The sequence below is a fragment of the Bradyrhizobium sp. CCGUVB1N3 genome, assembly GCF_024199925.1.
Lineage (GTDB): Bacteria > Pseudomonadota > Alphaproteobacteria > Rhizobiales > Xanthobacteraceae > Bradyrhizobium.
The window spans coordinates 8,118,032-8,129,382 of record NZ_JANADR010000001.1 but is presented as its reverse complement, the minus strand read 5'-3'; the positions used below and the strand labels follow the sequence as shown (position 1 = coordinate 8,129,382).

The 11,351-nt window shown below is 60.3% G+C and carries 11 protein-coding genes; 6 read left to right on the top strand and 5 right to left on the bottom strand.

Annotation, left to right across the window (positions count from 1 at the left end; genetic code table 11):
- Positions 1–1,703: 1,703 nt before the first annotated feature.
- Complete coding sequence (locus NLM33_RS38505) at positions 1,704–2,048, bottom strand: hypothetical protein (protein ID WP_254103613.1); 345 nt, start codon at positions 2,046–2,048, stop codon at positions 1,704–1,706.
- 158 nt (positions 2,049–2,206) lie between these two features.
- Between NLM33_RS38505 and NLM33_RS38500 the strand changes: the two genes are divergently transcribed.
- From NLM33_RS38500 to NLM33_RS38490, 3 genes are all read left to right on the top strand, one after another.
- Positions 2,207–2,446: a hypothetical protein gene (locus NLM33_RS38500; protein WP_254103612.1), complete on the top strand. Its 240-nt coding sequence runs from the start codon at positions 2,207–2,209 to the stop codon at positions 2,444–2,446.
- Between the two features lie 628 nt (positions 2,447–3,074).
- Positions 3,075–3,269: a hypothetical protein gene (locus NLM33_RS38495; RefSeq protein ID WP_254103611.1), complete on the top strand. Its 195-nt coding sequence runs from the start codon at positions 3,075–3,077 to the stop codon at positions 3,267–3,269.
- 420 nt (positions 3,270–3,689) lie between these two features.
- Positions 3,690–4,727 carry an IS110 family transposase gene (locus tag NLM33_RS38490; RefSeq protein ID WP_254103610.1) on the top strand — a complete coding sequence of 346 codons (1,038 nt, stop codon included), beginning with the start codon at positions 3,690–3,692 and terminating at the stop codon, positions 4,725–4,727.
- A 683-nt stretch (positions 4,728–5,410) separates the two neighbouring features.
- On the opposite strand, the gene NLM33_RS38485 is transcribed toward NLM33_RS38490, so the two are convergent.
- The 3 genes from NLM33_RS38485 to NLM33_RS38475 all read right to left on the bottom strand — a co-directional run bounded on the left by NLM33_RS38485 (position 5,411) and on the right by NLM33_RS38475 (position 6,389).
- On the bottom strand, positions 5,411–5,635 hold the full coding sequence (locus tag NLM33_RS38485) for a hypothetical protein (RefSeq protein WP_254103609.1): 225 nt from the start codon (positions 5,633–5,635) through the stop codon (positions 5,411–5,413).
- A gap of 60 nt (positions 5,636–5,695) precedes the next feature.
- The gene (locus NLM33_RS38480; RefSeq protein WP_254103608.1) at positions 5,696–6,064 is read right to left on the bottom strand and encodes a hypothetical protein; all 369 of its coding nucleotides are present in this window, start codon (positions 6,062–6,064) and stop codon (positions 5,696–5,698) included.
- Positions 6,065–6,179: 115 nt separating this feature from the next.
- The gene (locus NLM33_RS38475) at positions 6,180–6,389 is read right to left on the bottom strand and encodes a hypothetical protein (protein WP_063707793.1); all 210 of its coding nucleotides are present in this window, start codon (positions 6,387–6,389) and stop codon (positions 6,180–6,182) included.
- Between the two features lie 183 nt (positions 6,390–6,572).
- Here NLM33_RS38475 and NLM33_RS38470 point away from each other — a divergent pair, with 183 nt between their 5' ends.
- From NLM33_RS38470 to NLM33_RS38460, 3 genes are all read left to right on the top strand, one after another.
- Complete coding sequence (locus tag NLM33_RS38470; RefSeq protein WP_027555008.1) at positions 6,573–6,995, top strand: hypothetical protein; 423 nt, start codon at positions 6,573–6,575, stop codon at positions 6,993–6,995.
- A gap of 228 nt (positions 6,996–7,223) precedes the next feature.
- Entirely contained in the window at positions 7,224–8,126 is a 903-nt protein-coding gene (locus tag NLM33_RS38465; RefSeq protein WP_254103607.1) for a hypothetical protein, read from the top strand.
- A gap of 152 nt (positions 8,127–8,278) precedes the next feature.
- Entirely contained in the window at positions 8,279–9,622 is a 1,344-nt protein-coding gene (locus NLM33_RS38460) for an IS1380 family transposase (protein WP_254094818.1), read from the top strand.
- A 277-nt stretch (positions 9,623–9,899) separates the two neighbouring features.
- On the opposite strand, the gene NLM33_RS38455 is transcribed toward NLM33_RS38460, so the two are convergent.
- Entirely contained in the window at positions 9,900–11,192 is a 1,293-nt protein-coding gene (locus NLM33_RS38455) for a PAS domain-containing methyl-accepting chemotaxis protein (protein WP_254103606.1), read from the bottom strand.
- Positions 11,193–11,351: the final 159 nt, after the last annotated feature.

The following is an 11,351-nucleotide window of genomic DNA, read 5'->3' as shown; positions in this document are numbered from 1 at the left end:
CGCGCTGGCCGCCCCATCAAAGCGATGTGTGCTGAGGATGAGAGGCTTATTTCCGACTTCAGGATGGCACCCTTGCCTGTGCAACCAGCCACTGTCCGCAACTACGCTTCTGCTCTACGCGGATTCAGTAATTGGCTCCAGGCGCAAAAAAGAGATCGATAGCTAGCCGCCTGTACGACAATACGCTGACCCAGGATGCTGAACACTATAAGGACCACCAACTGCCGGCTGCGTTGGGGCACCTTCGAGAATTGTGCCGCGAGCAGGCGCAATCGAGCGCCGGGCCGGGCACTCAGTACATGGTTGTCGCGCCGGATGTGTCCACGAGCTATGGGCCGCGTCACGATGCTCAAGTTGCCCCGGCCTCAGCTGTGCTTCGGCCATTATCGCCTGCCAGACGTGGGGAGCTATCCTCGGCGTACGGCGGCTCGGCGCCGCCTGGCGCATCGTCGGAGGCTGCGGGATCACTAGGTGACTTCGGCTTCCCAGATGACTTCGACCTCAGTGAGGGCGATCAAGAACTGATCATGTCGTTTCTGGACGATGCGGCGGCCGAAGGCGCTCCGCAGCACGGCGCGTCGCAGGTACCTCCCCCCGTTTGTAAGCGGCATCGGCGATGCTTCGCCGCTGTGGGATCAAGCCACCGGACGATCTTCATTTGCCGTTACTTCGGAAGCGTCATCGAGTTTCGTCGCTCGCCCGTCGGAGGCCGATTTTGGAAGTATGGTCGGTTTGGGCTGGGAGCACGGCATCCAACCGGCTCCTCCCGTGCTGATCCGTGCACTCGACACACACGGACTCCTGCCGGGGCCGTTTCGGCCGACACATCTGCGGATCCGTGGTTGGCTGTATTCGGCGCAGTGGGCAGGGAGAGGAAGAAGCGAGGTCGCGACTTTAAATAATTTTCTCGGGCGCTGACATTATGCTGATTCCGCAACCTGGGTTTGAACACCACAGACCGGTGGAGGTGCGCCCCGGAACTGTTCCATCATCTGCGGTAGCGGCATCGTCCACAGCCGGTGCATCGTCCTCCGGGCAAGGCGGTTCGCACGCACTGTACGGCCTTCCGGACATCGGAGTGTACGTTCCCCAGGACTTTGTTCACGGCGACCAATACGTCCCAGATGCCATGCTCTGGCTACTGCGCCAATGGTACCTCCTGCCGACCGACAATGAGCCCATGACAACGTTTGCCATCAGGAACGAGATCTACACGGCGCAGTGGTGTGATGAGGGCCTATATCTCAAGCATCACGCTCGTCGCTGAACAACGCGACTGACTGCAAGATGCGAGTCTGTGAGCCCGGGCCTTGCAGCGCCGAAGGGCCTGCCTGCCAATAGTCTCTCGGCGATCGCCGAGAGTGCAACAGCTCAAGCCGGCGTGCGCCATGACCGGATCGATGCGCCATGGTTCCCGAGGGGCCAATCGATGGCGTGAGCTTCCGTACCTATATCGAGAAGGTTTTCCTGCCGACCCTTAGGAGAGATGGCAAGGCACGCGAGAGCGGACAGAAGCATTGAGCTATAGCCACCGCGTGGGCGGTCTAAGCACGCGGAGCGGATGGGGTATCTGCTTGGCAACGACAGGGATGTCCGCGCGCAACTCTCAGCCTGGCGACGGTTACGGACAAGTTGGGCCAGTTGGATGAGGCGTGGGATTGCGGGCATGGTCGACGCCGCAAAGGGCAGCACCGCGCGCTATGCTACCATTTCCACGTATCGGGGCTCGTGGCGGTAACAAGCACCCCGATTCCGTAGCCGCTGATGGTTACGACGGCATAGGTGTCGCCATCGTAACAGTTCAGCTGGTACTCCCTGAACCGTTCCGACCAGCGCCAATAATCCCGGTTACCGCTCGACGGGAAAAACTGCTTTCGTGGCGAGCCCCTGCCGGGCTCAAGACCATTGACATCGAGCTTGATCTCGTTGCCGCCGCTTCTCCACAAAACGTGCCCCTTCAGCTTTTCATTGGTCAGATTCACCACAAAGAATTCGTGCCGCCCTCCGCCCTTCATTGCTCCCTTTTCGCCTTTTCCTTCCTTACTCATCACCGGCCCTCGTGAACGGCAGATTCGGCGGAGTCTGCTGACGTGATCCCGCCGTCTCAACTATCCGATCTGGTGGGCCGGCGGTCACATCCGGCCCGCAGTTCGCGGATAGCCTTCGGGCATCTTGATGAGCTGGTTGGAGCTAGTTGGAACGGACAATGCGTATGTCGGTGCGTGCGCGCAGATTGCGGGCGGAAGAGTTCCGGCGGCTCGAGCAGGGTTACCTGCAACAGGCCGAGCATTCGCCGGGAGGGCTCGAACAAGACAGCTTACTCAATCTCGCTCGGGGTTTCGGATACGCGGCCGAGCAAATCGAGAAACGCGCGGTGATCGGTAAGACAGTGGTTCTCTGCGCCATCGCCGCGCTCGCACTCCTTGCCGTGCTGTACATTCCTTAGGTTGCTCCTGTGTGCGGCCAGGGCATCAGCCATGGTCCCGCACCGGCCTCGATCGCCGCGACGATGCGGTCGGTGAGATGCCGGTGAATATCGAAGCGTTCCTTGCTGTCGTCTCTCCTTTGTTTGCGGCCGTCGGCCGTGCCTGGCGACCGAAGGGACGCGGAGGGACGGACGCCGCACACCGAGAGGTGCGCGCCTGCGCGCGAGGGACTGACCCTTGCGGCGGACGGATATCCGTGCGCGTTAGGTTCTATCTGCAGGCCTTTTTGCGACACGCACCAAAATTCAACATAGGATGGTCTTCGCCATTGTCGCCCGCGATGCCGACGAGGCTCATGAGATGTTGGACAAAATCCGCCAGCTTGAAGACCGCCTGCTGGCAAGAACGATGGGGGCTGGTCCGCGTACGCTGCAATGACGTTTTGCTCGATGCGCGCGCTAGCTCGGCGGGGCAATTCGCGGCGAGCAGGGGTACTGCGCGCCCTACCCGGCAAAACCGAGCGAGCCGGCGCTGGCGCAAGCTGGACGATTCCAGAATGCGCTTAACCATCGCGCAAAAGAAGCAGACTCCTGGCCGAATCGAGCGCTATATCTGGATAATTCAGTCGCAACATGTGTTTGGTGTTTCATGGACGAGGATTTCTATCGGGCACGAGCTTTGCAGGTCCGCGACATTGCTGAAAAGGCTGATCCGTTTACGAAGCAACGCCTCTTGAAGCTTGCCGATCAATACGAAGTCTGGGCGGGTAACCCATCGCGCGCATCCCGCTCGTTAGCTCGCCCTATTCCGCTTCCGTTCACTCAGACGCGTGGTAAAGCCTGAGCGGCCCGCCACGTCAGAAACCGAAGTCACACCGGATACCGCGCAGTGATCGCCAACGGACAAGGTTGCGCATGCAACCGGAACTAGGCCAGCGCCAATGAGCAGGGGTCGGCCGTCACAGGCCGGAAAACGAGCGGGGTTGGTGCGGGCCGGAGTGCAGCGACGACACGGCCCGCCGTTTTCCGCCCCTCATCCTTGATGAGGGGCTTGGCCTTGACGGCCTGGGGGCCGCTAGGCCCCGATCAGGCGTGCGCCATTGCGCATCGCCCACCTGAAATGGCACCCGGGCCGCGTGAGCATAGCGACGGCGAAGCCGGCACGCGGAACGAGTGCAGCGATGAGATGAAGTAACCGGGCACCGACCTCTAGGGCGCATAATACGTCGATCGATTCGCCCAACAAGATGAGCTGGAGATCCTGATGAATTACTTCGCTGGACTCGACGTCTCTCTCAAGCGCACCGCGATCTGCATCGTTGATCAAGATGGAAATATCGTCCGGGAAGGAGTGACGGATACCGAGCCCGAGGCGCTAATTTCCTGGCTGAGAAATACCCGCTTCGCTTTGCAGCGCGTTGGGCTGGAAGCCGGTCAATGTTCTTCCTGGCTGCACAAGGGTCTTTCGGAAGGCGGATTGCCGGTCATTTGTGTTGAGACCCGGCACGCAAAGAGCGTGATGCAAGCTCAAACTATCAAGACGGACCGCAACGATGCTCGCGCGCTCGCGCAAATGATGCGAACAGGATGGTTTAAGGCGGTTCACATCAAATCAGAAGACAGCCAAAAGCTACGAGCATTGATGGGCAGTCGTCGGTGCCTGCTCGACAAGCAACGCGACCTCAACAATCATATTCGGGCGGCACTTCGAACCTTCGGGTTCAAAGTGGGCCTTATCGGCCAAAGCCGCTTTGAAGAACGTGTACGCGAGCTGATCGTGGCTGACGGAGATTTACAGGCTCTCGTCGTTCCATTGCTCGAGGCCCGACGCATGCTCGGCGAGCAGGCACGCGTGTTGACGCGCCTGATTGGGCGCCTGGTTCGGAACGATGCTATTTGCCGCCGGTTCATGACGGTTCCTGGCGTTGGCCCCCTGACAGCTTTGGCATTCAAGACGACCATCGACAACCCAGGCCGCTTCCGTAAATCACGGCATGTTGGCGTCCATCTTGGACTGACCCCAGGCAAATACGCATCCGGAGAGGTCGATTACAACGGGCGCATCACCCGATGCGGCGATGCCTTCGCTCGAGAGCATCTCTTTGAAGCCGCGCACTCATTGATGGTCAACACCAGACGTTGGTGCTCGCTAAAGGCATGGGGAATCCGCATCGCCAAGCGCAGCTCCATGAAAAATGCGCTGGTCGCGGTGGCTCGCAAGATATCCGTCATCCTGCACCGTATGTGGTGCGACGGCAGCGACTTCCGGTGGGAGAGATCGGAGGCCACAGCGGCAGCCTGACACCCGAATGAATGAACTGATCAGCAGAACACGGCCGAAAGGCTGTCAAGGAGTCCGGTAGGACGAGGAATGGCGAGGGTGATAACCGGTCTGCAGCGCGAGCCGATCGCTCCGTGACTGCGTCCCTGAGATGGTCCCGCCACTTCTTCACGAACATCATCATGAGGCGGGGATCCCGACCTCGAAGAGAAGCGCGATCGCCGGATAGCTTTGACGTCAAAGGTAGGTTCGGAAGGCACAGCCACAATGCGATAATCAGATCAGATTTGGTACTTGACGTTCCAACCCCGACGGGCACCCGACAGGATGGGCAGCGATAGCGATCGCCGACCTGTCCTCCGAAGCCTCGGAGTAGGTGGAAGGCGAGCCCCTCCTGCGGGTGTCCCCGGCGAGGCGCACCTTAGCTCTTGCGCGAGGCGATCGTGACCCGATGGGCCGAGGCGTGAGACTCGGTGAGCGCAGCTCATAGAGCCCGCTCCGCATGGCGGACGCGCCCGGGATGAGAACCATGCTCCTCCATTCAAGCCGTGCCATGTGTTTCACTCCCGCCAGTTCGCAACGTCCTCGGCATCGTGCCGCAAGCACCTCGCGCTCGTTCGATTACCCTTTTTGAGAGCGCAGGCTTCCCTCCCCGCCGCAACAGCCTCCATCACAGGACGCGGTCGTCGGCCCATCTTCTTATCTCAAAGATCGTCATCATCCGGGACCATCGACGTGATCCCGTCATATTTCCAGAGAGGCAGGCTGTCTTCCACGAGGAGTTCAGCACCATCGCATCCCCACGGAAGCACCTGCACGAGCTCGCATATCAACCGCAAGGCAAAGCGCCGGTCATGGCGCTCTTGCGCATCCAAACGCAACGCTTCCGGCCCGGCCCCGGTTCGGCGCTTACGGGCAGAAGCGGACATCAACCTGCCGACGCCCCCGCTGAATCCGTCGAAAATGACCCATCTGCAACATGGGCAGGTTCAGCCGACCAGCTGGCAGTGCCCGCTGATGACAGTACCGTCGCGTTTATGCGCCTTAAGCGTGCCGTCGACGCGGTTGATGAAACCTTGCCAGACAGCGGTCGGGTCGAACAGATGTTGCCAAATGTTGCCGAGCGTAAGCGCCGTCTCAAAGAACAAGTGCGTATCCGTGACGTGGACGGCCAAATTGCTTCCGAATGTCCGAGAGTGCATCGTCCCCTCGTCCAGATTAATGGTGACCTGTTCCCCGTTCATGTAGACCGAGTTGCGCTCGAGGCCCCGCGCCCAGCATTTCAGATCGATCGTCTCGGCATGTGCAGCCGTTGCAGCTAGCAGCGCTACGACGAGGATTGTTGCTTTCAGCTTCACAGTTATCTCGTCGCTTTGTGACGGCCCTGCCGGGGGGGCGGACACGGCAGGACATTCGATGACTTTGCCGAAATTTCGGTGTCGCCTTCGAAGGATGTGCAGAGGACTCAGTCGTTCAGAGATGAGCACGCGGCAATAGCCATCCCATGATCTTCTGATACGGATCGCGACGACTGCGGACGAATGCGTTCTCGTTCTGCTGAGCGGCGGTCCTGGCGAATTCAGAAATCCCCTCCATAGACTGCCGTTTATCCTTCGGAAGCTTCGCCCATTGGCGAATGATCTTCCGGCGGGCTTCGCGTTGCTTTTCCCTTACGTCAGGCATCGGGACGCTCCTTGAAGAGGATTATTCCGGTCGACCTAGTATTGTTTGGGCTCACTAGAACTTCAACGTCCAATCAAGAACTCTTAGCCCCTCTGATCGTGCAGCGCTATACACGGGAGCTAGTCTCATATTGGCTTTGCAGGCCCGCCGCCCTAGAATTGCGGCGATCGCAGGACGGGCGAAATGCAGTATGTTTGCGACGCGCCGAAGGGCAAGACCTGGTTCCGTATCGAGACGGAAGGTGAAGCGATGCATGAGTCGCGCCTGATGGGCCACACAGTTGAGAAATATTTCCGCCGCGAGCGGGAGAAGGCAGTCCAGTCCTGGCGTCCCGAGCGGCCCAACGCGATCGAGCGCGACATCGGCCTCGAGGCCCATGTACAGCGAGAGATGCCGCTTTTCCTCACGCTGCGCGACAGGGAGGGCAATGCACTAACTACAGCGATGCTGCCACCGGGTGGCAAGGATCGCGGCGGGTTCCGGATCATCATCGTTGCCGCATCCAATGCCGATCCTTATCCTCAGCAGGACGCGGCCATCGCTGCACTGGGAGCGCATTTCGGTCTCACACTCGATCGCAACCGCTGCTTCCCCTACGGCCGCTAAGGAGCCTGACAAGTATCGCCGCTTGATTGGAGCGATGTCGGCTCATGGCCCAGTACACAGCCTGGGCCCATCGCGTCGTTTGCTGCGGTTGCACAAAGGTAGTCGGTGTCGGTGCGAAGCTGACATCACCGAAAAATTCTTGAGTACGCACGCGCAAAGACTGTTTCCGGAAGATCGGTCCGAGCTAGCTTGGCGCCCGACGACCTTAGCTCGAAAGGAGGAAGCATCATGGTTTTGACGCTGGGCATGGCGGCTCTGGGAGCACTTTTGGGTGTTATGATCGCCTGGTCGGCCAGTCCGGTTGTGGCCACCGTTATCCCGCTCCTGTTCGGGCTGGTCGGAGGAGCCGGCAGCTTTTCGCTGTTGAAGATGGACCTTGCCAAGCCGGCAGCGCAACAGAAGTTGCAGACCCACGGCGCTTCGTTGCTCGCCTGCTGCTCGGCCTGTCTCATAACGCTCGTGATCGCCGTCCTGACAAGCGGGTACGTACGGCAGGCGATCGATCGTGAAGCCCTCGCTTATCCACTCAGCAAGGAGCAACTTGCGAACCCCGCGTCCGCGATTGATCGACTGATGTTACGAAGGAGACTGGTCGCGATTGGCGCAAGTGATTCGGAGATTGGAGGCATCATGAGCGCGGGTCCGACCGCGGATTTCAAAACGGCGGCGGACGCCATTGGCAAGGCTGTAGCGGTGCTCCTTGCGGGCCATGATCAGTTGCAGACGCCAGACCAGCAGAAGGTGGATGCCGCGCCTGATTTTGCACGGCTGGTCCTTTCAGCTCGCTACTTCGCCCTGCTCAACAAGGACATGGACCCGTCCACGCCGATCAGGGAGGAGAGCTTTCGGCTGCTGACGAATAAACTGCTCGAAATCGATCTGTCCAAAGCCCTACCGGCCGATCCTGCGACGGCCAAGATATTCACTGATCATCCAAGCCTGGTCGCGGCCATCGGAAACCTTTCCGAGGCTTTGGCGAAAAGCCCGCTCGCGCCCGATCTCAGCCTGCGGATATCGAATATGGACGATCTGATAAGGTTGACTGCCGCCGTAGCTCCGAGCAGCAAGTCAGGTAACCAATCGAAGTTCCTTACGGGGTTCTCCGAGACACGCGAATGGACGTCAAAATAAGATACCTCAGTAACGTAGCTGCGCATCCTAACCCGTCTTATTCGCGAGAGGGCGCCTGAGAGGCTGGCGAGCGTGGTGTAAAGCGCTGATGCGGCGTAGGATTCGGTTGCGAAGCCAACCCCATCACCTCAACCGCGAACGCCACGCCCGCCATGACCGATGATACGATTCTGCCCTTCTCGTTTCCAGCCGTTCACGCCAAGAAAGTCACAGCTGCCTTCGATGGTGGACGCCTAACCTCGAATGGGGGCGTGATGCTTCTGGCGATGGCCGAGCGGCGTCTCGGTTTGGCCGACAATTTGGCCCGGGTGTTCCCGGATCGGCGCGATCCGACGCGGGTCGTGCACAGCCTTGTCGATATGTTCCGCGCGCGCATGTTCGCGATCTGCTGCGGCTACGAGGACGCCGACGACCTCGATCATCTGCGGTCCGATCCCGCATTCAAGCTGGCCTGCGGACGGCTGCCGGACAGCGGTCGCGATCTGTGTTCCCAACCGACGCTGTCGCGCCTGGAGAATGCTCCGCGCCTGCGCGACGTGATCCGACTGACCTACACTTTGGTCGACGCATGGATGGATAGCTACCCGCGCGAGCCGGCATCCGTCACGCTCGACATCGATGATACCTGCGATGTCGTCCACGGCCATCAGCAGCTCTCGCTGTTCAACGCTCATTATGACGAACGCTGCTTCCTGCCGATCCACGTCTACGACACGGAGAAGAGCCGGCCCGTGGCGGTCGTGCTGCGGCCCGGCAAGACGCCGGGCGGCGTCGAGGTGCGTGCCCATCTGCGCCGCCTGATACGGCATATCCGGACGCGGTGGCACAAGACGCGAATTACGTTCCGTGGCGACGGGCACTATGCTCGGCCGGAGGCCATGACGTGGTGCGAGAACAACGGCATCGACTACATCTTCGGTCTGTCCGGTACCAAGCCTCTCGCCAGAAAAGTCGACGAGGTCGCCGACGACGTTCGCACGCGACGCGCCATCGAGAACCTGCCTGTTCTGCGCGGCTATACCGAGACGCGCCACAAGGCAAAGTCCTGGGATCACGAACGGCGCACTGTCGCCCGTATTGAGGCGACGATGCTCGGCCTCGACATCCGCTTCGTCGTCACCAGCCTCGATGTCGGCTCGGCCGAGTGGATCTACGACAGCCTGTATTGCGCGCGCGGCCAAGCCGAAAATCTGATCAAGCTGCATAAGACGCAGCTCGCCTCCGATCGCACCAGTTGCCGTTCGGCGCTCGCCAACCAGGTCCGTCTCGTTCTCCACACCGCCGCTTATTGGTTGATGCTTACCGTGCGCGGCGCCATTCCCAAAGTCCGGGAATTGGCCACTGCCGAGTTCGCGACGCTGCGTCTTCGTCTCTTGAAAATCGCAGCCCGGGTCATCGAAACCGCGAGCCGCATTCGCCTTGCGTTCGCCGCGGCATGCCCCGAAGCCGACCTCTTCCGCAGCTTGCCCGGCGCGCTGCTCCCGCTCGGTCCGTAACCGACCGGGCCTGCGCCCGCTCACCCGCCCATTCCTCCAGCGCGTACAAAACAGCTTGATGTAGAACCCGGTGACAAAACGCCGGACGGTCACCCACGCCAGCCGCCAGCCCCCGTCAGACGTCAAGAACGACCGTGCTCTCGTGAATAGATCGGGCTAAAGCTCGGTGGCGCGAACCACCCCTATCGCGCCGGCTGGTTGAGCAGGGGCCATAATAGGCTCGACATATCGTTGCCGATGCGGATGCGGATTTGATCTTTGAGGGCCTCGCGATCGATCACACGGCAAGCTCCGCCGCGGCGCGTTGCATGTTGGAAGACATGTCAGCGGACACCACATTCTGCTCCTCGATCGCGACGGCGCTGCTCGCCACGAATTCGCTGACGCTATCGATTGCCGAACGGACGCCATTCAGGGCAGAGACGACCTCTCCGGCGATGGCGTTCAAGGAGCTGATCTCGTGCGAGATCTTGGTGGTGGCCTGTTTGGTCTGGTCGGCCAGGTCTCTGATCTCGCCCGTGACCACCGCGAAAGCAGCGCCGGCCTCGCCAGCCCTCGCACATTCGATCCTTGCATTGAGGGCGAGCAGATTGATCTGACCAGTGATGTCTCCGATCAGCTTGACGATACCCTCCATGTCGTGTGCCGCAGCGTTCAGACGGCCCGCCTGAATATTGGCCGATTGCACCCGGCTGACGGCATGGTTTGCAGCCTCCTTTGATTTGGCCATGGTTTGCGAAATCTCGCGGATCGAGGCGCTCATTTCCTCGCTGCCGACTGCAACAGACTCGATCAGCGTGCGGGCGCGCTCGGTGCGCGCACGGGCGAGAGCCGCTTCCGTCACGTCGGCGGCGTATTTGACCACCTTGTAGGGCTTGCCATTGAGGTCGAGAATTGGGTTGTAGGACGCCTGGATATAGATTTCCTTCCCGTTACGACCGATGCGCCGATACTCGCCGGCCTGGTATCCGCCACGGTTAAGATGAGCCCAGAAGTCGCGATAGGCCGGACTGTTGCGCTCATCGGCCGCCACGAACAGGTTGTGGTGCTTGCCCTGGATCTCGCTCAGCGAATATCCCACCGCCTTGAGGAAGTTCTCGTTGGCGGTGACGATTGCGCCATCCATGCCGAATTCGATGACGGCCTGCGACCTGCCGATCGCCTCGATCTGTCCGGACGTATCAATTGCCTCTAGCTTCTGGTTGGTCACATCGGTGGCGAATGTCACCACCGCAAAAGGCGTCCCCTTTTCGTCGAGAACGGGATTGTAGGATGCCAGCATCCATACTTCCCGGCCGCCCTTGGCAATTCGTCGGAATTGCCCGGCCTGGCATTCGCCGCGGTTGAGCCGTGTCCAGAATTCCTGGTAACTGCTGCAATCGCGCTCGGCCGGATCGACGAACATGCTGTGGTGTCCGCCTTCAATTTCGGTGAGCGTGTATCCCATGGCGCCGAGGAAGTGTTCGTTCGCGCGTTCGATCGTCCCGTCGAGCTTGAAAGAGACCACAGCCTGCGAGCGGTCGATGGCGGCGGCCTTCTCCAATTCACCCTGTTTGAAAAGTCCGAACATTCTTTGATGTCTCCTGCAATTTTCCTCAGGCTTCGAGGAGGTTGAATAAAACGCTGGACTTGCGTCCGATACGTCGGAGCACCAGGCGGTGCCAGTATAGCCCTACGCCGCCAATTCCGAGATCAACGGCAGAGGGCAAGCCCGTGTCGCTTGCGCGAA